Origin of the sequence: Bacillus sp. FSL P2-0099, from assembly GCF_038007445.1 — a bacterium.
Lineage (GTDB): Bacteria > Bacillota > Bacilli > Bacillales > Bacillaceae_G > Bacillus_A > Bacillus_A mycoides.
Map to the genome: position 1 here is coordinate 3,943,092 of NZ_JBBOXE010000001.1, position 22,865 is coordinate 3,965,956.

A 22,865-nucleotide genomic window follows, 5' to 3' on the forward strand; every position below is an offset into this window, starting at 1 on the left:
GCGGAAGTTAACCTTCCGCCTTTTTATTATATGAAATGGGTTCCACACTTACTTATAACAAGCCAGCCCACTTTAATCCGTGATAAATACCGTCTTCATTAACATCTTTTGTCACATAATTAGCAAGTTTTTTCAAATCTTCATGACCATTCCCCATCACAATGCCCGTTCCTACTGCTTCAATCATTTCTAAATCATTTAATCCGTCCCCAAATGCATATACTTGTTCACGATTAAATCCTATTTTCTCAATAAACTTCTCAATCCCTTTTGCCTTAGAACCACCATTAGGGATAATATCCATTGAATATGCATGCCAGCGTATAAAATGAAAATCTGGATAATGATGAATAAACTTTTCTTCTTCGTTTACTTCACAAAAAAGAAGCGTTTGATAAATATCGCGTTTCTCATAAAAATCAGGTTCATATGCCGGATGATCGAATTGTAAGCTTCCAAAACCTTCTTTTACATAATCATGATATTCCACTGACGCTCTCATTTCTTGATGGTCAAGATATACAAGTGGATATCCTTCTTGTTTTGCAAACTGAGTAAACTTATGTAGAGCATCAGGATGTAATGGATTATTAAATAATACCTCATCCTCAAATACAACATACTGCCCGTTAAAACTAACATAATTATGTATATTGAGTTCCTCACGAATATCTTCAAACATAAATGGCGCACGCCCTGTCGCAATCGCTACATGCACACCTTTTTCTTGTAAATCTCTTACTGCATCTCTTGTAGATTGCGGAATTTTCTTATCATGATCTAATAATGTTCCATCAATATCAAAAAAGACAATTTTATCATTCATTTGTCAAAATCCTTTCTGGCACTCTATATTCCTATTTTGATTATCACTTTTCAAATTTCAAAAAAAAGTATAACATATTAAACATCTGTGAAGAAAGCGTTCACTTTCTGACCTTATTTATGAAATGTGCATATACTATTAGTGAAAAAATGTGGATACTTGTTCGGATGAATTTTCTTTTCTATTCTTCCTCATACTATATCTATAACTAACGGCTACTAATCGTTACTACAAGATAACTTACACTATACTAAAAAGAACAAGATTCACTATTCACTTCTAATCTTCTTTCTTGTATGGGAGACAGAGTTATCATTAGTAATATGCATGTTTTAAATAAGGAAAGGAAGGAGTAATCATGCTGAAGAAGCTGAAGAAAAAGCTCAAGCGTTATTTAAACGATTTAGTCCGTAAGAAGACAATCGCTTAAATTGTGCCCATTTCGGGCTTTTTCTTCATTCTCATTCGAAAAAACATGAAAATCGTGACTGTTTGCTTTATAATAAGTAACAGATAATGCAAAACATAGACAAGGAGAGGTTTTCCAAATGATTTTTAAAGTATTTTATCAAGAAAAATTAACTGAGGTTCCAGTACGTGAAAATACAAAAGTTTTATATTTAGAGGCTACGTCTCAAAAGGATGTTCGTAAAAAATTAAATAAGTTCGCATATAATATCGAGTTCGTTCAGTCTGTTACTGGTGCTCATCTTGAATATGAAAAACAAAACGCTGATTTAATATTAGCGGAGATCGTATAGTCATATGAAATTCCTAAAAAATGATCAAGCTGCCGTTTTTGCCCTCGGTGGTCTTGGTGAAATCGGTAAAAATACATATGCTGTTCAATTTCAAGATGAAATTATTATAATTGATGCTGGAATTAAATTTCCAGAAGACGAACTCCTCGGGATCGATTATGTAATACCAGATTACACTTATTTTGTGCGAAACGAAGATAAAATTAAAGGATTATTCATTACACATGGTCACGAAGATCATATCGGTGGAATTCCTTATCTATTACGTCAAGTAAACATTCCAATTTACGGCGGAAAATTAGCAATTGCCCTAATAAAAAACAAATTAGAAGAGCACGGATTACTTCGTAAAGCAAAACTTTATGAAATTCAAGAAGATGATGTTATTAAATTTAAAAAGACATCTGTTTCCTTCTTCCGTACAACTCACAGTATTCCGGATTCATACGGAGTTGTTGTGAAAACACCTCAAGGACAAGTCGTTCATACAGGTGATTTCAAATTTGATTTCACACCAGTAGGTGAGCCAGCAGATTTAACAAAAATGGCCGAAATCGGAAAAGACGGTGTACTTTGTCTCTTATCTGATAGTACAAACAGTGAAGTGCCAAACTTTACGATGTCTGAGCGCCGCGTTGGTGATAGTATTCAAGATATATTCCGCAAAGTAGACGGTCGTATTATATTCGCAACCTTTGCATCGAATATCCATCGCTTACAACAAGTTGTTGAGGCTGCTGTTGAAAACAATCGTAAAGTAGCTGTATTCGGTCGAAGTATGGAAGCAGCTATTGAAATCGGACAAAACCTTGGTTATATCCGGTGTCCAAAGGATACATTCATAGACACAGCTCAGCTAAACCGCCTACCAGCTAATAAAGTTGTTATGTTATGTACAGGTAGTCAAGGGGAGCCGATGGCAGCACTTTCACGTATTGCCAATGGTACACATCGTCAAATTCAAATTATCCCTGGCGATACAGTTGTTTTCTCTTCTTCACCAATCCCAGGCAATACAATTAGTGTAAGTCGTACAATTAACATGTTGTACCGCGCTGGTGCTGATGTAATCCATGGTAAACTCTCAAATATTCATACGAGTGGACACGGTGGACAAGAAGAACAAAAGTTAATGCTACGTCTTATTAAGCCGAAATATTTCATGCCAATTCATGGTGAATATCGTATGCAACGTATGCATATGAAATTAGCGAATGATTGTGGTATTCCAGAAGAAAATTGTTTCATTATGGATAATGGAGATGTTCTTGCTTTACGTTCTGATGAAGCAAGCGTAGCTGGGAAAATCCCATCTGGCTCTGTCTATATCGATGGAAATGGTATTGGAGATATCGGTAATATCGTATTACGTGATCGTCGCATTCTTTCTGAAGAAGGACTTGTTATTGTAGTTGTAAGCATTGATATGAAAGAATTTAAAGTTGCAGCAGGACCTGATATCATCTCGCGTGGTTTCGTTTATATGCGTGAAAGCAGCGATTTAATCAACGATGCTCAAACATTAATTACAACACATTTAGAAAAAGTAATGGAGCGAAAAACAACACAATGGTCTGAAATTAAAAATGAGATTACAGACACATTAGCACCATTCCTATACGAAAAAACGAAACGTCGTCCAATGATTTTACCAATCATTATGGAAATATAAGAAAAAGGACAATGCCTCCTCGGCATTGTCCTTTTCTCTTATCTTAAAAAATGCTTAAAACGATCTACTTCATCGTCATGACCAATTACAATTAATATATCTCCCGCCTGAACGTTTTCTGTAGCTCGAGGAGATACGATAACTTCTTTTCCACGTTTAATTGCTACAATGTTCAAACCAAACTTCGCACGAATATCTAATTCAATTAAAGAGTGCCCATCAATTTTTTTATTTGCGATAATCTCTACAATACTATGCTCATCTGAAAGCTCTAGGTAATCTAACACATTACTTGATGCGATATTATTAGCAATCCTTTTTCCCATATCTCGTTCTGGATGCACAATATGATCTGCCCCTATTTTACTTAACACTTTTTCATGATAGTCATTTTGAGCTTTTACAGTAATATTTTTCACACCTAATTCTTTCAAAATTAACGTTGTTAAAATACTTGAATTCAAATTATCTCCAATAGCAACGACTACATGATCAAAATTACGAATACCAAGACTTTTTAATACCATCTCATCTGTTGAATCTGCAATTACAGCATGCGAAGCTATATTTGCAAACTCATTAATTTTATCCTCATCTGAGTCAATTGCCATTACTTCCATACCTAATTGAGCTAATTCACGGCAAATACTTCCACCAAAACGGCCAAGCCCAATAACAGCAAATTCTTTCTCTTTTTCGCCCACAGGAATTCCTCCAATAACATCAAATACTATGTACTTTTATTGTAACATACTTTAAATTCGCTACAAAAACCTGTACATACTTCTTATTTTTGTTTTTGCATATAAAAATACTGTTGTAAATAAAACGCGATACCGAAAATTAACATACCAAATACAAATATATTTCCAAATGAACTAAATGTTTCAAAAACGAACAATAGCGTTTCTTGTCCGAAAAAAGCAAATAAAAGTTGTGTAAATGCGAATAACAGTGCCAATATGTAATGATGTTGATGGAATAAATAATGTGTTGCGCCTAAAAAAGCTACAAGCGAAACAATGAAGATCCACCAAGTTTCTAAAAACAATTGCCAATTAGTAAATTGATATCCATTTACTAATATCGCAATAATCCCTATAACTGCCATCGTCGGCACACTCCATAATAATGCACGCCCTCTAAAGAAGTGCGCACCTTTTGCATCTCCTTTTTCATTTGCGATGTATGTTAGCACGACAGTACTTATATACAAAACAGAGAGGATTGTTAAAACAATGATAAGCCAAAAATGTAATTGATAATATTCATGTTCTATATTCGTCACAATTGCAGCTAACATACATGGAATAAACATCCCTGTCCAACCATCTATTTTTCTTTCGTTCCAAAACACCGTATTACCAATCCGAATTCCTAATAGCATAAAAATAATGATACCTAGTACAAATAACGTAGTCTTATTCCCTACTAAACTCGTCGAGAAAGCAATTAATCCAATAAATAAAAAAAGAACAAATCCATTCATAATTTCTAGTACAGGTGACAAATATCTTTTCACCCATTTGTATGTTTCTTCATATTCACTATTATTTGCTAAACGATAGGCGTAAAAACTTATCCCAAAATAAACCGCCGCAATAATAACATATGCATATAAGACGAAACATAAAATCGCACTGCTAATTTGCACGTAATTCCCCACCCTTTTTCTATGTATCACATTGATTTTACACACTTTTCATACTAAAAGTAAACATATATAGGGTAGTTAAATAATTATCTTCCCTATTAGCAATAATTAATAATGAGCAGTGGCTAAAAACCCCCTGCTCATTATTAAGACGTCAAATTTAACTTTACTCATTTGTATGAAGATGTCTAACACGAACGAATACGAAAGATGTTTTCGTCTCTGAACTAAGAAGTCCCCACTCTAAACTATTGCACAATTAGCGAGTAAGTTCACTTTCTATTTCCCTTCCACTTCACATATTGATTTAAAAATACAATTGCTTTCTCAATAACCTCTTCGTCTGGTTTTAATTTCGCATGATGTAAACCATATTCTGAATTTACTCCAAGCCAAAACATAAATCCAGGTATCTCTCGAAGCATATAACCAAAGTCTTCACCTGTCATTGCCTCCGTACACGTAATTACGTCCATAGTCGTTTGTTCACGTGTAAATTGCATAAACTCTCTCGTTAGCTCCTCATGGTTATACACTTGATGATACATCGCTCCGTAGTCAATAACAGCTTCGCATTGAAAAGAAGCTTCTATTCCCGCAACAATTGCCTCAATTCGGCTTTTAACACGTTTCATTGATTCCACTGATAGCGTTCGAATTGTTCCTTCTAAACGAGACTTTTCTGCGATAATGTTTTGAACTGTACCACCTGTAATTTTCCCAATTGTAATTACCGCACTGTCAAGAGGGTTCACATTACGACTAATAACTGATTGAAGTTGTGTAACGAGATGACTCGCTGCAACAATCATATCATTTGCTGTATGCGGATATGCAGCATGTCCACCTTTTCCTTTTAAATCAACGTATAGCTCTGATGTATTCGCAAATAATAAACCTTCTTTTGTCGCAATTGTTCCCACAGAGTATTCAGGCGCAATATGAAGTCCAAGAATCATATTAGGCTTCCATTCTTTTAACTCATCGCTTTCTAACATAGGAAGTGCACCACCTGGACCTTCTTCAGCTGGTTGGAATATAAACACAAGATCATCATCTATTCTTTCGCTTACAGCCGCTGTTAGAAGTCCTAAACCGATTGTTGCATGCAAATCATGTCCACATGCATGCATCATTCCTTCATGGACAGAAGAGAATTCATATCCAGTTTCCTCTGTAATTGGTAGACCGTCTATATCTGCACGATAACCTATTATTTTTTCTGGATTTTTTCCATTTACTTTAACAATTACACCTGTTTTCCATGTTTTCACTTCCAAATATTCATTAGGAAGCGTTCCTATATAATCTAAAATATACTGTTGTGTTTTCCACTCTTTAAATCCGATCTCCGGAATTTTATGTAAATCTCTACGAACTTGGACAAATTTGCTTACTGTCATTTTTGCACCTCTATCTATAAAAAGCGTAAGAGCACATTCATGCTCTTACGCTTTTTATTTTTTATTTCTCTGGGTTTAATTGACGAAGCTCTTGTTTAATTTCAGTTTTTGCTTTTGTCTTCTCATCAATTTCTTTAATTACACGTGCCGGAGTTCCCGCAACAACTGTATATGGAGGCACATCTTCTGTTACAACAGCTCCTGCTGCTACAACTGCACCTTTACCTACTGTAACGCCTTCTAGAACAACTACATTTGCACCAATTACAACATCATCTTCAACGATAACTGGTTTTGCAGAAGGCGGCTCAATAACACCGGCAAGTACAGCACCTGCACCTACGTGACAGTTCTTACCAACTGTTGCACGTCCACCAAGCACTGCGTTCATGTCGATCATAGTACCTTCACCAATTACAGCACCGATGTTAATTGTTGCATTCATCATGATAACAGCGTTGTCACCAATTTCTACATGGTCACGAATAATCGCGCCTGGCTCAATACGAGCTTTAATACCTTTTAAATCAAGCATTGGAATTGCAGAATTACGACGGTCATTCTCAACTACATAGTCAACAATGTGCTTGTTATTTTCATCAAGAATTGTCTTAATTTCAGACCATTCTCCGAATAATACACCAGATTTTTTATTTACAAATGCTTGTACTGTTTCAGGGAATGTTACCTCTTTTAAATCCCCTTTTATGTATACCTTTACAGGAGTTTTCTTTTCACTGTTTTGAATAAACGAAATAATTTCGTTAGCGTCCATCATTTTCATTCTTGTTGCCTCCTAAATCCATTTATAATGTTACTCTACCAAACGATAGAGCGAGTAGCAAGACAATAATCTTATTTTTCCATTTGAATTTCTTCTATAATTTCTAAAAATGCTTGTACTTGCTTCAACTGCCTTGCAGAGTCACTCGTCAATAACCATGTTTCTCTCGTTAATTGAACAGGTGTTTTATACATATTTTCCTGCACTTCTTTTAAAACAGTCGAAGGTAAAAGAGCATAGCCTATTCCATTTAAAACAAGCTGTTTGCACGTTTCAATTTGGTCAACTACAATCGTTCGCTTAGGTGGATTTGAAAATAATCCATACCACCAATTTTGTATTTGTCCATAGTAGGTCGAATCACTTTTAAATTGAATAAATGGTCTATTTGTCTCTTTTAACATCGAAATATCTTTTATTTCTTTATCAACTAAATATAATTCATCTTCAAATAATTGTTGTTTCTGCCCTTTGTATTCTTGTGATCCTCTCAGTATAGCAACATGAACGTCTCCTTCATAAAATTGCTTTTGCACTTCACTACTCCAGCCAGTAAACAGAGATATCTTCACAGAAGGATACTTATGCACAAATTTTTTCAAAACAGGTGGAAGCCAATATTGCCCAATGACTGATGCAACAGCTATTTTTAACGTACCGTATGTTTCGGTTCTAAAAAGAGCCAGTTCACTTTTAATACCCTCTTCCCGTTGTAACATTTCTTTTGCATAATTTGCAACTTTTTCCCCTTCAGGTGTAATTGTTAATCCTTTTTGTGAACGAATAAAAAATTTCATTCCCCATTGTTTCTCCATAGATTGTAATCGTTGACTAAGCGCAGGTTGGGAAACAAATAAACGTTCCGCCGCTTTTCTCATATTTGATTCCTGAGCTAACACAACCATCATTTGAAAATCATCAATTTGCAACTTTCTCCCTCTTTCCTTAGCTTCCATACACCTAATTTTAATAAGTATTTCATCCTTAATTTAATTGCATACTTTTATACATTAGAACGGTTTGTTAGTTCAAACTTTTCTTATGCTTTATGTCTTTTTAAATATAATACATACACAACTGATATGCACGAAAAAAAGTGACTTCGCCTTTTCTGTGAAGTCACTTTCCCTACGTTATCGATTATGCTGTCTCACTTTTTTATTCAACAATTTTAAAATAGCCCGCCGTGTTAAAATACCCTCGAAGTAACCTTCTTCATTGACAGCGCAAATAAAAGGATGATCAATTGTCATTTCTAAAGCTTTTGCAAAAGAATCTTCTAACATAAGAACTGGAATCTCTTCCTTCATCACTTGTTCCACTTTCATATTCTCAAGTCTTTCAAACTCAATGCGCTCTAATCCTAAAATACCATCTAAAATCATAGCAGTACTAATTAACCCATGTAATTTATACATAGGGTCTAAAACAGGAATCGCCGAATATCCAGATTTAACAAGAACGAGTAAAGCATGTTCTAGACCATTCCCTATTTGTACATGTGCTACTTTATCTGATGAAATCATTAAATCCTTCACAAGAATTTGTTGAAACTCGTCTTTCGGAATACTAATCATGTTACATCCCCCATTTCCCCTTTTTCCTGCTAATATTCTCCAATCCTATTCACATTTTATGATAGCGTTTTCATATTATTATTTTGTCCTGACATTCTTCTAATAAAAATAAAAATACATAACTATTTTAGCATATAACATAAAAAAAAGACTACCATTCCGGTAGTGCTTAAAACCCTTTATTTTTTAATCGGTAAAACAATCTTGTGATTTTTTTATATTGCGTCACATCTGTCTGTTTTAAACCATTCTCAATGTCTGTAAGCTCCACCGCTAAAATTTCGCTCGCGTAATTTTGCTGAAACAGAATATCCAACAATAAATTTTCTTCTTCTCTTGTTAAAACAAATTCCTTTTCCATATGCTCCTCTCCTTGCACTCGCATCATCACTCTCATTATATAAATTTTTCAGTCTATTTAACAGATGTAATATTCAGTTTTTGTTAGAAATACTTAACGACTGCGAATATATAGACATCATTTCACATTATTTCGTATATCTGTTTGCATAACTAAATGCCGCATAAGCATCTGGTTTAATTTTTGCTGTTAATCCCATTGCTTGAATTTTCATCGTCATATCTAAAATAAATTCTTTTGTTAAACCATCATTCCCGATATCTAAATGAATTTCCATTATGAATCCTGCTCCATCTTGAGCGTATGGGTGCAATAAATCCCATATCGCTTGTATATGATTGGGAGTAAATAGATAGGCGATTTCTTGACTAAACTGTGTTTCTAAATATATTTTCTCTCGCAACGTTGCTGGCTTATTTTTCACTGATTTATGATGTAAACATCCCCATGCTCCTTTTCCAACACGATGAATATGTATCGCTGTAATAAACCTCGTATCCTTTTGATGCGCTTGTGAGTCTGTCCCAATAGATAATCGATATAAATTTCGCGGATCCTTTTCAATGAAACTACAAATACGGTTAAATACCATATCAAAATTCAAATGTCTCTCTGAAACATTATAAAATGTATGCTCACCGTCCACATAGTCACGTCCTTTCAATTAGACAGACTTTTCGTATTCTCATTGTATGGGACAAAAACAAAAATTATAACTTACTACCCTTTATTCGTTTCAATATTTCGAATTACATAATTACAAAATCTACATGTATATATTACATTTTGATTAGACTGGGCGGTTAATACGTGATTAATTTCAGCATGACTGTGACAATTAGGACAAATAACAATCGGTAAGCGTTCCATCCTTTGCACCTCCTATTAATATTTACTATCATTGTAGGAAAAATAAAAAATTCCTATACATATACATTTGTAAAAACTCTTTTATTTAATCGCGACTTAAATTACAACTTCTACTACCTATATAGCCCATTAATTAATATAACTAAAAAAGGTACCGCCATTTGGCAGTACCTTTTTTATATGTATCAAGAAATGATATCGTAAATCTCAATTGCAACCATATCGATGTTATCGAATTGATACACTTGAGGTTTTTCACCTTGTTGATACACTTCTAACTCATACATTTCACTTTTATCGAAAAATTTCACGCTACATTTGCGCTCACCGTTCACTTCAAAATAGCGTTGTGCTACTTCACCGCTTTCAGCTTGTTCTTGTAGACTAACAAGTCGAGTTAAAATTCCTTGGAGTAGAGACATGAAATCTCTCCTTTCTCTGATCTTCCTACCAATAGGTTTTACAGCTATACTCATTCTATCCGTCATAACAGAAAAAACGTTCCACAATCTAGGATAAAGGTTCTTGGCCAGAAACTCAACTAAAATTTGTCGAAATAAGAAGTAAAAAGATGAAAGATCATCTTTTTACTTCTTTATTGCGCTTTTTATACTGGCAGAATATAATAAACAACAGAAAAAGGGAGGAATTACAATGAAAAAAATTGAGGTTTATACACAACCTGATTGTCCGCCTTGTACCATTGTAAAAGAATTTTTAAAACATAATAACGTTGTATATGAAGAATTTGACATAAAAAAAGACGCTGCTGCACGCAATCGTCTTTTATATGACTATGAATCCTATTCAACTCCAACAGTTGTAATTGACGAAGAAGTTGTGGCAGGTTTTCAAATTGAAAAATTGCAACAGCTACTCGGTATAGAATAGGAATAGGCGACACCTATTCCTATTCTCATAATTGTTGTAACCTTTTTATTTCAGTCAACAGTTCCTGACTTTCATGATACCCTGCTAATTTCCATTTTCCATTATCCTTTTGCAATGTCACAATTTGATATTGTCCACTCTTTGTCCGCTCATAGACATATAAATTTTTATGTTCTTCATCATAAGACATTTTTGTTTCTGAATTAAAAGAAAACGGAGCTTCTTTTGCTGGAAGTAAATATTCACCACTTTGTTTTTCATTTCTACTGTTTTCATCTGTAAAAACTTGAAGGAAATTATTTGTAAAATATGGTGATAACGTCTCTATCATCTTATTCATAGGTATTTGCTTCCCGCGGATTGAAAATTGCGTCTCATAACCTTTTTGTATCGTTGTAAACACTTCTTTCCGATCCACTTTCACTTCTTCTTTTCCTAAAACAGTTGTGACACTATAGCAAACTAGAAAGGCAACACATATAAATAGAACAAACCATATTCCATATTTCTTCATTTTTTCACCTTCCTTTTAAAAGAGCTTGTCTTTGTAGTATTCATTGTAACAATGATTATGCAAAGAAAGGGATGATTTCGTTCGTAAAATCTTTACAACGATAGACAGCATTTTCATCATCATTTTCACTATTACCAATTTATGATAAAAACAAACAAAAAAATACACGAATCTCTTCGTGCATTAAAATAAAACATCTTCTTCATATAAATATTCGTACGATAAATCTATAAATAAAAAGTTTTCATCATCAATCGGGAATGAAAATGTTCGTACCATTTCACCAGTTTCGATATCAGCATATAAATCTGAAAGTCTTGCCTTATTCTCAAAACGCATTTTCATTATATTTTCTAGAAAATAAGGGCGCCAGCTCCAGTTCTTCATATAATACTCTGGCATAATGATCCATCCACCATCTTTTTTCATAATATTACCCGATTGTTGAAAACCATCTTCATTACAAATAAATATCCGAAAACTATATTGTGATATGCTTTGGCTAAATTGTAATAACCAATCATTTATATCTTCATTCTTTTTTTGTTTTGACAGAACATCACCAATTCGATCACGTAACATCTCTGTTAAATTATAAATTTTTTGCAACTTCTTCTTCTCATGCAGAATAAATTGATGACATTCATTACCAAGTCGCTCTTTTAAAACATTCGTTTCAATAAAATCAGGTAAACATTCTTTCAAATAATTACCTTGATAATATCTACCACCGTTTTTCCAAGCATATTGTAGTTGATAAAAAGCATCAATTTCTTCATATAACAATGTCGCACCAATTCTTCTAGCAAGTAAAGATAAGGAATATAAAATATCTTGATAAGATTGTAAAAGTGCAGTTTGCCTTAAATTTGTTAAATCTACTTTTAAAATATCCGGTGCTAACACGCTAATACGCTCTAAATTACTTGTACCCGTTCCGACTTTATTAATCGAAATTTGAATACCATATGTACGATAATACATGAGTAAATGATTAAATTGTTCTATATCTTCTTTACATTCATGTTCTGTTATTTCCAGAACAATGCGTTGTAAGTTCAAACCTTGTTCTTCATACATCAGCAAAAGTTGAAGTAAACTTTCATCTTCATCATTCATTAATACATTAGCATTCCGATGTATAAATAATAATAATTTTTGATCCGTTTCTAAATACCTATTTAACGCTTTTTCTACGATGATGTTATCCGCTTCAAGTTGGAACTCACTCGGAATAGAATCATCATGGAAGAAAGATGCTAAACTTTGTATGCCCTCTTCTGTTTGAATACGTCCTACAACTTCATATCCAATTATTGTATGCTCATCAGCACTAAAAATAGCTTGATAATAAGGAAGGACTTTATCCAAGTTACTCATTACATCTAATGCATCTATCAACGTGCTTCCCTCCCTTTACTTTTCAAAAATTATAACACGATATTTACGGAAAAATAATAAAAAATCCCTTCAGTTTTCCTGAAGGGATTAGAGGGGTAAAATGCTAAGGGGAATTAGCAATTCTACTATGAAGAAAAAAGAGGTCTTAAATATAACGTATATATCCCCTCTTGTAAACACATTTCTTTTAAGTGTCACAATTTCGTCATATTTTACCACAAAGAAATGAATAAATCATTCGTTTTTTTCATCCCTTTTAAAATGGATATTGATGCAAATGCTGGCCACCATCCATTGTCATACAAGTTCCATTTATGTATGCAGCTTCATCTGAACATAAATAATAAGCTAGACCCGCAATTTCTTCTGGTGTCCCCAGCCTACCAAGTGGGACACTTTGTATTGTACGCTTAGCCATTTCTTCTGAAATCCATAATTTATCGGCACCACCTGTACGTTCAATTGGTCCTGGTGCGATAGCGTTAACTCGTATTCCATATTTACGTCCCCACTCAACAGCAAGAGTTTTTGTCATCGCTAATACACCAGCTTTAGCTGCTGCCGAATGGATAACCCCTGGGCCTGCATCCCATGCATATGTTGCCACCATGTTAATAATATTTCCTTTTATACCTTTTTCAATCCAATATTTCCCAATAGCCTGACTGCAATAAAATGTACCATTTAATACAATATTAATTACCGAATTCCAGCCATTCACAGATAAGTCCTCTGCTGGACAAATAAAGTTTCCAGCTGCATTATTTATTAAAATATCAATTCGTCCAAACTTCTCATCAATATGTTCAATCATTTTTTGAATATCATCAGTATTTCGTACATCCATTTGTACAGATAATACTTGCCCTGGAAACTGTTCAATTTCTAACTTTGCTTCTTCTAGCTTTTCTTTTGTACGCCCTGTAATAACAACACGTGCCCCTTCTTTCGCAAAACGTATCGCCATCCCTTTTCCCATTCCACTTGATCCACCTGTTATAATAACTACCTTCTCTTTCACATACATCCCCTCCAAAAAATGAATACATATTCATTTTATCACTTTATTTGATAGAAATCTTTATATTTTTCAATTTTTCTGATATTTTAACGTAAAGAGGTTTCTTTTCGTTCATTTTTTTCGTAATCTATACTACTTTTTTAGTATTTAAAATATATTTTTAAAAAACTGAAGGGAGGTTCGAGTAACCTGTATATGAAGAAAATTACAAGAAGAAATTTTTTAAAATCTGGAATACGCACTTGTCTATATTCATTTATAACCGCAAGCATCGGCTATTATTATGCTAAATATATAGAGCCCTATTTGCTTTCTTTTACGCAACACACACTTAAATCACCGCTCATACCAAAAGGTTTTCATGGTATGAAGATCCTTCAATTTAGCGATTTGCATCTAGGATACTATTTCTCTCTCCAACATTTATCTCAAATCGTTTCCAAGATTAATGCTGAAAAGCCAGATATTGTCCTTTTTACTGGTGACCTCATTGATGATTACCAAACATATACCGAGGCTTCTTTTGTTGCATCCATTTTAAAGAATATAAAGGCACCCTTCGGTAAATTTTCTATTTATGGTAACCACGACCATGGTGGATATGGAACTGAATACTATGATCACATCATGCGCGAATCTGGATTTGAACTTTTGCAAAATAGCGAAAAGCGAATTCGTTTACTGGATAATAGTGAAATTTCTATTTTCGGACTCGATGATATGCTACTGGGTAAACCAAAAATAGCGGAAACTTTACAACATGCAAAACAAAATATTTATACAATTGTTCTCGTTCACGAACCAGATATCGCGCCACAAATCGCTACATATCCAATCAATCTTCAACTTTCTGGTCATAGCCATGGGGGACAAGTACAAATTCCTTTTTTAGGTGCTATTATTACCCCGTCGCTTGCAAAAGAATATATTGAAGGTTTCTATAACATTCAAGGTTTGACTCTCTATGTCAATCGAGGTATTGGAAGAACACGTGTCCCATTCCGCTTTATGTCAAAACCTGAAATTACACTCTTCATCCTACAACATTCGTAACAATTCGCCTATTTCCTTACATATCCTTCCTTGTACTCGCTCATCCACGCTTGGTCCACCATATGATAAAAATGAGTCCAGTAAAGGAGGTTTGTTCATGTATCCATATTATCAACCAATCCCAGTTCGTTCAGCACCTTTTGGCCCAGCAGGCGACTCACGCTTCTTTCCATTTTTCGGTGTTCCATTTCTAGCTGGAATTGCTGGAGGATTGCTCGGTGGAGCATTAGCTTTCGGGCCTAGACCGTTTTATCCGCCTTATCCACCGCCTTTCCCACCACCAGCACCTTTTCCTTGTTACGGAGGGCCTTGTCAACAACCATACTATTATTAATTTAAACCAACCATTCTTCTAATGTTTTTCTCTCAACGAACCAACTCATCACACGCCTATAATAAAAACTATTCTCTCTACTCATCCTTCCATTTTGAGAATATATGAGTAGAGAAAAAAAGTAAAAACCTCTTAAATTCAATAAGAGGTTTTTACTTTTTTCACACTATTCAGCGTCTGTATTTTGATACGCCATCTTAAATAAATTCACTTGGCTATCAATTTCTTCTATACTACTATTAATTATATAATAATAGTCACCATCTTTATTTTGTTCACGTGTTTTCACATTATCAGCTAAAACCAGCTGTAAAATTGCCTTTATTCTCGCTTTCATTTCAATATCTAAAATTGGGAAGGATATTTCTACTCGTTTTTCCATATTTCGCGTCATCAAATCAGCTGAAGATAAATATATTTTTTCATCTCCATTATGATGGAAATAATAAATACGACTATGTTCTAAATATCTTCCAACAACACTAACTACACGAATATTTTCACTTACATTCGGAATCCCAGGTCTTAAACAACATGTCCCTCTAACGATGAGCTCTACCCTTACCCCAGCTTGTGATGCTTCATACATTTTTTTTATTAACGGTTTATCTGTTAACGAATTCATTTTAGCGATAATATATCCATTTCCATATTGTCTATGATAACGGATTTCCTCATCTATTAACTCCATAAACTGCTCTCTTATATCAAACGGGGCAACAGATAAATGATGAAAATGCGGTTTTTTTGTATAACCACTCAAATAATTAAAGAAATTTGTTGCATCTACACCAAAGTCTTTTCGCGATGTAATATATCCAAAATCGGTATACAACTTCGCTGTTGCATCATTATAATTTCCGGTTCCAAGATGTACAAACCTTTCAATTTTTCCGTTTCTTCTTCTTACAACTAACGTAATTTTACTATGCGTTTTCAAGTGACTTACTCCGTAAATAACGTGACATCCGGCCTGTTCCAATTCTTTAGCCCAATGAACATTATTCTCTTCATCAAACCTTGCCTTTAACTCAACCAATACCGTCACTTGTTTTCCTTTTTCAGCTGCTACCTTCAGCGCCTGAATTATTGGAGAATCTCCACTTACACGATATAATGTTTGTTTGATCGCAAGTACATTCGAGTCATCTGCCGCATCACGGACAAAATCAACGACTGGCTGAAACGACTCAAAGGGATGGTGTAATAAAATATCATGTTCTATCGCTTTTTCAAATACATCTTCCTCATCACCTAAATCTTGAGGAGGTTGAGGAATAAGAGCCGGATATACTAGATGTTCATATAAAGGCGCTAATTTTTTATATAAGGAGAATAAACATGTTAAATCTAACGGTCCATCCATCATGTACACATCTTCATCTTTTACTTCTAACACATCATACAATAACGCTAACACTCTTTCATCAATGTGTTCTTTACCAACTTCTAAACGAACGGCAGCTCCCCACTTACGCTTTTTCAATTCTTTTTCAATTACTTTTAATAAATCGCGTGCACCTTCTTCATGGATCGTTAAATCCGCATTACGTGTAATACGGAAACGAGTAACAGGTGATACGTTATATCCTGTGAATAGTTTATGAGTAAAACCACTAATTACATCTTCTAATAAAATAAATTTATGTTTTTGCCCTTCACTCGGTAAAAATATGAAACGCTCCAGTAATGAAGGCACTTGTACAATTCCTAACTTCGTACGATTTTCTTCCTCAGCCTGTTGCTCATCATATAAAATAGTAGCTAAATTCAAACTTTTATTTAATAACATTGGAAATGGACGATACGCATCAATAGATACAGGGGTTAAAACCGGAAATATTTGTTCATCAAAATACTCCTCGATAAATTCCCTTTGCTCTTTCGTCAAATCATGGAATGTTAAACGCTCAATCCCCTCTAGTTCAAGCGCTGGCAATACATAATTTTTAAACGTTTCATACTGCACAGTCATTAACTCATGCGATTTTATCGCAATCTTATTTAACTGTTTCTTTGGTGTTAAACCTGCTTTATTTTCTGGCTGATTAAATCCCGCACTTACTTGATCTTTCAAACCTGCTACGCGCACCATAAAAAATTCATCTAAATTCGAACTAAAAATACTAATAAACTTTAGTCTTTCTAATAGTGGATTATTTTCATCTTGCGCTTCTTGTAATACACGTTCATTAAATGCTAGCCAGCTTAATTCACGATTATTATAATACGCTGTATCATTTAAATTTACTAAATTCCCCTTTAGCAATTCCATTCTCTTCACACTTCCCTTTGAAACTTTTTCACTATAATTTAGTTACTTTCATTTTATCAAATTACAATATTCCAAAGTGTTAATTTTCTGTAAAGACATCCGTACAACTTAACGTTTTGATTCGAATGATAAGTGAATATTTGTTTTCAATACTCTTTCTAGCTGCTTTTTTTGTTTTTCCGCTTGTACTTTTTCTGCTAATGCCGATTGCTCACATAAAATTCTAAACGTTAATCCTTCTTTATTTTCTGTTATGGATATCGTATCAACAAGCGATCTTTGTCTTACATTTAAAGCAGCTGAAAATTGTAAAACAGCGCCTAATAGGCGGATTTTTTTTTGTTCGCTTTTATCAAACCAACCTTCAAATGGAGATAAATGTTGTTTAAATAGCATTTTTGATTTATAAGATGCAATAAGCGCTAACCTCACTCGATCTTTATGCATCATGCCGTCAATTGTTTTATTTGCCAATAAATAAAACGTGTGTAAACGACTCGCTTCTTCGTCTATATATTTTCCAATATTAAATACTTTCGCTGCTTGATGGAATGCTTCCCAGTCTTTTATTGAAACAGAAATCAGTCCCATTTCTTCGAGTTGTTTACAAATCAATCTTCCATGTTTAATAAGTTGAATGACAAATTCCATATCCATTTCATATTCGTGTGATAACAAATGTAAGCTTTCTTCAACTACATTCGGATAATATGAAATCCCTAAATCTTTCGTCAACTCTTCATAGAAAACACCTTCTCTTAATCCTTTTTTGCTTAATACAAATGCCGTTGCTTCTGTAATATTTACAAGTTTATGAAATACTTCAACCGCTGGAATAATTGTATCAGCTCGATCTTTTGCCAATCCTTCCATTTTCTGAAGTTCGATAAACGATTGTTTTTCCAATGCACCTTTTACATTTTCAATATCTTCTTCTTTCATTTTGTATAAATGTACTCCCGCTATAGGATAGTTTGTTAAATTTTGGTGGATTTTGGCTAAGTTTCTCGCACTACCACCAATTGCAATAAGAGGCAATTTCTTATCAATTAACCATGGTAACGTTCGAAATTGACACTCTAAATACTCTCGAATTTCCTCTAATTCATCTTTAGTAGGAATATCACCTTTAATAAATAGATGTTTTAAAGAAAGCGCACCAAAAGGAAAACTATGGTACTCTAAAATCTCTCTATTTTTAATATATGTAACTTCCGTACTTCCGCCACCAATATCTACTGTTATTCCTTCCAAAAACGAAGTAGAATTCATAACTGCTAAATAGCCGTAACGTGCTTCCTCATATTCTGATAATACTCTAAGAGTAAAGTCTGTTTGTCCTTCAACAAGTTTTTTAATCTCCTCTTGATTCTCAGCCTGTCTAATTGTTGCCGTTGCAACACAAAGTACATGATGCAACTGATGGAATTTTGTACTTTCTTGAAATTGAAATAATGTTTGTAACAATACTTCTTTACCTTCTTCATTCAAAACACCATCGATTAAATAATTTCTTAACCGAGCAACCACTTTCGTATTTTCAATTTCTTTATAAAAACCTCCATTTTGCTTTTCATAAATAACTAAACGCATTGTATTAGATCCAATATCTATAATGGCATATTGTAATTTTAATATTTCTTTCAAACTTCTCACTCTTTCATTATCAAATTTCTGAAACATATTCTATCACTATTATACAAAATAGTTGTTTTTTGTAACAATATTGCTTTAATATTGAAAATATATACAATTACTTTTTGCATATAATAAAAACCCATTTTATTTATGCTATAATAAGGAAAAATTGAAAGGAGAGTCAATATGAAACCTTCACAACCACAATCTCCATTGCATAATCAACATTCTATTAATAGACTAGCTCAATCTATTTTCGTTGTGAATCGTCATGCTAAAGCTGCAACTAACCCTAAGTACTTATATTGGTTAAAAAAGACTGCTTTAGAACGCTTAATTACTGAAAAAAAGGCTATCAAAGAAGGATTACATTTTTCTAGAAATCCACGTTTTAGTCAACAACAATCCGATGTTCTTATACGTTTAGGTGATTATTTTTTCCATATCCCTCCTACGAAAGATGATTTTCGCACCCTACCGCATCTTGGTCACCTTGAATCCTCCTATCGAAATCCGAAAACAACCTTATCTTTAACAATAGCAAAAAAAACACTTCAAGATTATATTGGTCCTGAAGCATTAAAACAGGAAAAAAAATTAAGCGAACCAGTTCCATGGTATAGCCGTACCTATACAAAAAAATAAAACAGTTTGGCCTAATATTAGGCCAAACTGTTTTATTTTTTATCTTCCTTAATTTTAATATTAGCTTGTTTATAGAATGCAACTTTTTCTGTATTATATGATTTCGTATATTCATTAAACTTATCTTTTTCTGTCTCAATATCTTTATATGCTTGGTTTACTACCTTTACTTTCTCGCTAATATCTTTTAATTTTGTACCTTTATCTTGTAGCATTGTATATAATTCTTTTTCTTGCTTTAAAGATTTATTATAGCTATCGTACATCTTTTGGAATGAATCATGTCGTTTCTCATAAGTACTCTTTACTTTATCAGCCTGTTCTTTTAATTTATTATCTTCAATTTTCTTCACATGCTTATCAGCTGACTTCACTTCTTCTTGCGCTTTATTTAACGCCTCTTTTTCTTTAATAAGAACTTTTTCTCGTTCAGCTGTATTTTTCACCGCTTGATCAAGCTTATCCTTAACAGCCTGATTATTATCTTTTCCTTCTTGGACAATTTGATTATATAATACTTGACCCTCTTTCTCTAATGACTCTAATTTTTTCGCATCTTCAAACATTGTTTTTTCTTGCTTGGCAGCATTTTCAAATGCAACATATAGCTCCTCTTCTGGTTTTGGGCCAAAACAACCAGCTAGTAAAGTCATTGATAATGCAGTTACAATTGCTAATTTATTATATTTCAACATCTTTTCCCCCTATTAATAAACGACCATCGTGCCAAAAATCCCATGAAAAACATGTAACTTCGTTAGCTATTTCACGCTCGCATCTTTTTACGAAGATCATCAATAATTATTTATACTGCTTGTACAATTTTCGTACTTAAAATTATGTAATGTCTTAAAACATAAAGGTATTTTCCTTAATCTTACCTACTGCAAGAAACACTATAATGTTTCACCTGATAAAAGATGATCGTTGACCTCTCACGTCTATCATTCCCTTTCTCACTTTCTATCAAATAATCTCTTTGTCCATTTTACATAGTGCAAAGGGGACCTCGCAACTCTTACAAAGATTCTTTTAATTTCTTAAAAAGGAAAAGTGTAGAGCATGTTTTCCTCTACACTTTTAAACTGAAAACATTGTGCAAAATGCATTGACACATCCACACACAATTATATGCTGATTTCATATATTTTTAAAGACTTTTGTTACAAAAAAAAGTTTTCTTGTAACAAAAGACAAAAAAATGTTACAAAAAATCTTTATATCATACTTCTTTAAATCAAAGTTTCATTCATGACTTTGCAAGTTTCTATAATTATACAATTGATTTTGTGCCTTTCTAAACAAATCTTCAAAAGTTTTCCCTTCTATAGGATAACTTGCAGCCCCAAATAATAGTGTGACACTTAATAAATCATTCGCTATTTCATTTTGAATATTTTTGATTAATCTACTTGTTATTGTTGACTTTTCATAGCCATTATCAACAGCTACGATAACATATTTATTTTCATCCCACCTCGTAACTACATCGCCTTTTCGAACTGTCTTTACAATTGTACGTTCTACTCTTTGGACTAGCTCATCTAACTTTTTTTCTTGCACTGTGTCTTTTAATACATCCCATTCTTTTACGGAAAGAATATACACTGTAATATTACGAGAATCTCTTTCTGATAAAGCAGCTACTTTTCCAAAAAAATCAACGACAAAATCGTTATTCGTCATTCCTCCTACTTCAATATTTACACGCGTATTCGTTCTTTTATCGTACCAATGTCCAAAATAATAGCTTAGTATCATTTGCAATATATAAATAATAAAGACGGTTAAAAATGATCTCGAATCTAGCTTAGCAATTACATCCTGAAGTGCAATCCATTCTGTAACCGCAACTGTGTTCCCAAGTAATAACCCACTAATTTTCCCTTTATGTTTCATACTCTCCCCCTTTTATACCAATATATGTTTCTATAACAATAATGTTTTTCTATAAAATAAAAAATGTACATATTTAATGTACATTTCTACTTAAGCTTGTATACCTTTTCTATTTTATTTCATATATATACTATATATCGTTTTTAGGAAGGAGTGACCTATATGCCTCAAAAAGAAAATCTATTAGATATTATGCGCTTACTAGCTGGCTTTTTGTTATCATTAAAATTACTATTTAACTCTTTCGGAATAAACTTCATTACAAACGATCAAATTGACGCTATAGTAAATGTTATTTCATTTCTATTCATTCTATATTTTGGATACAAAAATAACTATATTGGAAAAAAGGGAGTGGAACAAAAGAAATTACTCAAGAAGCACAATCTTCATTAAAGAAGGAACCTTTCGCACAGGTTCCTTCTTATCATTTTCTGACAACCACTTCATTTGTTTGTAGCGGTCCATATGATACACCTTTATATTGAAATGTATATGTAGCCTGAAATAATGAATTGGGAGGAGCTTTATCTTTATTTGCTTTTATTTGACAAATTAATTCTACCTTTTCATTCGGTGATAAATTATCGATTCGCCACCTTACAAGCTGAAATAAAAACTCACTTATTCCCTTATCTGCTTTTAAAGAGTTTGGGATATACGCGAAATAATCACGAATCATATGACTTACAACTACTCGCGAAATCATTTCAACGCCTTTATTTTCAACTTCAAGTCGAATAATTAGTATGTCATTAACATCATAGATCATCTCATACGAAAATTTTTCTTTATACATACTACGGATTTGCAATGTGACTGCTACATCGGATGCTTCCGTGTCCTTTTTAGAACCATCAATCCACAAAACCGGCTGTAACGGTATAGAATACCTTCCTTGATCCGAAATTCGTTTCCATATTTTCATAATATATTCACCTCATTCCAGATATATCATCTATACAACTGTATTCTGCCTCTCGATGCAATGAACTACACTTAGAAAAAATATTTAGCTTGTTACAAATCATATTAAATTTTTCTTTTCCTTTTATCCTATTCGACAATATAAAGAAAAAACCATTTTTAATAGGTTGACACAGGTTATACTTTATTAAATATTTTTTTACAATTTCCTTCCTTGACTACATAACAAAATAAATTCTTACTCTCTTTTGGTCAATATAATAAAGTGAAACTTTAATCAGTGGGGGTTTTGTCCATCCCCCACTGATTATTAGCTTTTACCAATCAGGCTTTAACGGGCAGTTAAAGCGGGATAAAAT

Annotated in this window: 26 protein-coding genes; 7 read left to right on the forward strand and 19 right to left on the reverse strand. The window is 33.4% G+C overall.

Going from position 1 to position 22,865, the window contains the following annotated elements:
* Positions 1 to 52 precede the first annotated feature (52 nt).
* A complete protein-coding gene (locus tag MKY90_RS20220) occupies positions 53 to 826 on the reverse strand; it encodes a Cof-type HAD-IIB family hydrolase (protein WP_002033835.1) in 774 nt (257 codons plus the stop codon).
* Positions 827 to 1,374: 548 nt separating this feature from the next.
* Between MKY90_RS20220 and MKY90_RS20225 the strand changes: the two genes are divergently transcribed.
* A complete protein-coding gene (locus tag MKY90_RS20225) occupies positions 1,375 to 1,587 on the forward strand; it encodes a DNA-dependent RNA polymerase subunit epsilon (protein WP_000576436.1) in 213 nt (70 codons plus the stop codon).
* A gap of 4 nt (positions 1,588 to 1,591) precedes the next feature.
* Positions 1,592 to 3,259, forward strand: a complete 1,668-nt coding sequence (rnjA, locus tag MKY90_RS20230) for a ribonuclease J1 (RefSeq protein WP_002033834.1) — start codon at positions 1,592 to 1,594, stop codon at positions 3,257 to 3,259.
* Between the two features lie 38 nt (positions 3,260 to 3,297).
* Here rnjA and MKY90_RS20235 read toward each other — a convergent pair whose 3' ends face one another.
* From MKY90_RS20235 to MKY90_RS20280, 10 genes are all read right to left on the reverse strand, one after another.
* Positions 3,298 to 3,963, reverse strand: a complete 666-nt coding sequence (locus MKY90_RS20235; RefSeq protein ID WP_000504033.1) for a potassium channel family protein — start codon at positions 3,961 to 3,963, stop codon at positions 3,298 to 3,300.
* Between the two features lie 83 nt (positions 3,964 to 4,046).
* Positions 4,047 to 4,913 (reverse strand): hypothetical protein, encoded by an 867-nt coding sequence (locus tag MKY90_RS20240; RefSeq protein WP_002014843.1) that lies wholly within the window; start codon positions 4,911 to 4,913, stop codon positions 4,047 to 4,049.
* Between the two features lie 272 nt (positions 4,914 to 5,185).
* Positions 5,186 to 6,316, reverse strand: coding sequence for an N-acetyldiaminopimelate deacetylase (locus tag MKY90_RS20245; protein ID WP_002033831.1), 1,131 nt, complete (start codon positions 6,314 to 6,316; stop codon positions 5,186 to 5,188).
* Between the two features lie 61 nt (positions 6,317 to 6,377).
* Positions 6,378 to 7,100 carry a 2,3,4,5-tetrahydropyridine-2,6-dicarboxylate N-acetyltransferase gene (gene dapD, locus MKY90_RS20250; protein WP_002014841.1) on the reverse strand — a complete coding sequence of 241 codons (723 nt, stop codon included), beginning with the start codon at positions 7,098 to 7,100 and terminating at the stop codon, positions 6,378 to 6,380.
* A gap of 71 nt (positions 7,101 to 7,171) precedes the next feature.
* Positions 7,172 to 8,056: a LysR family transcriptional regulator gene (locus MKY90_RS20255; protein WP_002014840.1), complete on the reverse strand. Its 885-nt coding sequence runs from the start codon at positions 8,054 to 8,056 to the stop codon at positions 7,172 to 7,174.
* 177 nt (positions 8,057 to 8,233) lie between these two features.
* Complete coding sequence (gene cbpB / locus MKY90_RS20260) at positions 8,234 to 8,677, reverse strand: cyclic-di-AMP-binding protein CbpB (protein WP_002066926.1); 444 nt, start codon at positions 8,675 to 8,677, stop codon at positions 8,234 to 8,236.
* 169 nt (positions 8,678 to 8,846) lie between these two features.
* Positions 8,847 to 9,038, reverse strand: coding sequence for an antirepressor AbbA (gene abbA, locus MKY90_RS20265; RefSeq protein ID WP_088040066.1), 192 nt, complete (start codon positions 9,036 to 9,038; stop codon positions 8,847 to 8,849).
* 127 nt (positions 9,039 to 9,165) lie between these two features.
* A complete protein-coding gene (locus MKY90_RS20270; RefSeq protein ID WP_002033829.1) occupies positions 9,166 to 9,684 on the reverse strand; it encodes a ribonuclease H-like YkuK family protein in 519 nt (172 codons plus the stop codon).
* Positions 9,685 to 9,758: 74 nt separating this feature from the next.
* On the reverse strand, positions 9,759 to 9,908 hold the full coding sequence (locus MKY90_RS20275) for a hypothetical protein (RefSeq protein WP_002033828.1): 150 nt from the start codon (positions 9,906 to 9,908) through the stop codon (positions 9,759 to 9,761).
* A gap of 185 nt (positions 9,909 to 10,093) precedes the next feature.
* Positions 10,094 to 10,330, reverse strand: coding sequence for a YkuJ family protein (locus MKY90_RS20280; RefSeq protein WP_000055151.1), 237 nt, complete (start codon positions 10,328 to 10,330; stop codon positions 10,094 to 10,096).
* A 232-nt stretch (positions 10,331 to 10,562) separates the two neighbouring features.
* Between MKY90_RS20280 and MKY90_RS20285 the strand changes: the two genes are divergently transcribed.
* Positions 10,563 to 10,799: a glutaredoxin domain-containing protein gene (locus tag MKY90_RS20285; RefSeq protein ID WP_002014835.1), complete on the forward strand. Its 237-nt coding sequence runs from the start codon at positions 10,563 to 10,565 to the stop codon at positions 10,797 to 10,799.
* A gap of 25 nt (positions 10,800 to 10,824) precedes the next feature.
* On the opposite strand, the gene MKY90_RS20290 is transcribed toward MKY90_RS20285, so the two are convergent.
* From MKY90_RS20290 to fadH, 3 genes are all read right to left on the reverse strand, one after another.
* Positions 10,825 to 11,313, reverse strand: coding sequence for a DUF3993 domain-containing protein (locus MKY90_RS20290; protein ID WP_341092419.1), 489 nt, complete (start codon positions 11,311 to 11,313; stop codon positions 10,825 to 10,827).
* Positions 11,314 to 11,496: 183 nt separating this feature from the next.
* A complete protein-coding gene (locus MKY90_RS20295) occupies positions 11,497 to 12,714 on the reverse strand; it encodes an EAL domain-containing protein (RefSeq protein ID WP_002033827.1) in 1,218 nt (405 codons plus the stop codon).
* 256 nt (positions 12,715 to 12,970) lie between these two features.
* Positions 12,971 to 13,735, reverse strand: coding sequence for a 2,4-dienoyl-CoA reductase (gene fadH / locus MKY90_RS20300; RefSeq protein WP_002142976.1), 765 nt, complete (start codon positions 13,733 to 13,735; stop codon positions 12,971 to 12,973).
* Between the two features lie 195 nt (positions 13,736 to 13,930).
* On the opposite strand from fadH, the gene MKY90_RS20305 reads away from it, so the two are divergent.
* Together MKY90_RS20305 and MKY90_RS20310 are read left to right on the forward strand one after the other, a co-directional pair.
* Positions 13,931 to 14,788: a metallophosphoesterase gene (locus MKY90_RS20305; protein ID WP_215599378.1), complete on the forward strand. Its 858-nt coding sequence runs from the start codon at positions 13,931 to 13,933 to the stop codon at positions 14,786 to 14,788.
* Between the two features lie 97 nt (positions 14,789 to 14,885).
* Complete coding sequence (locus MKY90_RS20310; RefSeq protein WP_002014830.1) at positions 14,886 to 15,122, forward strand: hypothetical protein; 237 nt, start codon at positions 14,886 to 14,888, stop codon at positions 15,120 to 15,122.
* 166 nt (positions 15,123 to 15,288) lie between these two features.
* On the opposite strand, the gene MKY90_RS20315 is transcribed toward MKY90_RS20310, so the two are convergent.
* Positions 15,289 to 17,397, reverse strand: a complete 2,109-nt coding sequence (locus tag MKY90_RS20315) for a polyphosphate kinase (RefSeq protein WP_002014829.1) — start codon at positions 17,395 to 17,397, stop codon at positions 15,289 to 15,291.
* Between the two features lie 108 nt (positions 17,398 to 17,505).
* The gene (locus tag MKY90_RS20320) at positions 17,506 to 19,080 is read right to left on the reverse strand and encodes a Ppx/GppA family phosphatase (RefSeq protein ID WP_078421720.1); all 1,575 of its coding nucleotides are present in this window, start codon (positions 19,078 to 19,080) and stop codon (positions 17,506 to 17,508) included.
* A gap of 141 nt (positions 19,081 to 19,221) precedes the next feature.
* Here MKY90_RS20320 and MKY90_RS20325 point away from each other — a divergent pair, with 141 nt between their 5' ends.
* A complete protein-coding gene (locus MKY90_RS20325) occupies positions 19,222 to 19,680 on the forward strand; it encodes a YkyB family protein (protein WP_002014827.1) in 459 nt (152 codons plus the stop codon).
* Between the two features lie 32 nt (positions 19,681 to 19,712).
* Here MKY90_RS20325 and MKY90_RS20330 read toward each other — a convergent pair whose 3' ends face one another.
* Positions 19,713 to 20,375, reverse strand: coding sequence for a YkyA family protein (locus tag MKY90_RS20330; RefSeq protein ID WP_002014826.1), 663 nt, complete (start codon positions 20,373 to 20,375; stop codon positions 19,713 to 19,715).
* Positions 20,376 to 20,925: 550 nt separating this feature from the next.
* Entirely contained in the window at positions 20,926 to 21,579 is a 654-nt protein-coding gene (locus tag MKY90_RS20335) for a diguanylate cyclase domain-containing protein (RefSeq protein ID WP_002033822.1), read from the reverse strand.
* A 162-nt stretch (positions 21,580 to 21,741) separates the two neighbouring features.
* On the opposite strand from MKY90_RS20335, the gene MKY90_RS20340 reads away from it, so the two are divergent.
* Complete coding sequence (locus MKY90_RS20340) at positions 21,742 to 21,975, forward strand: phage holin (RefSeq protein ID WP_002014824.1); 234 nt, start codon at positions 21,742 to 21,744, stop codon at positions 21,973 to 21,975.
* A gap of 31 nt (positions 21,976 to 22,006) precedes the next feature.
* On the opposite strand, the gene MKY90_RS20345 is transcribed toward MKY90_RS20340, so the two are convergent.
* Complete coding sequence (locus MKY90_RS20345; protein ID WP_002033821.1) at positions 22,007 to 22,507, reverse strand: hypothetical protein; 501 nt, start codon at positions 22,505 to 22,507, stop codon at positions 22,007 to 22,009.
* Between the last annotated feature and the right edge of the window lie 358 nt (positions 22,508 to 22,865).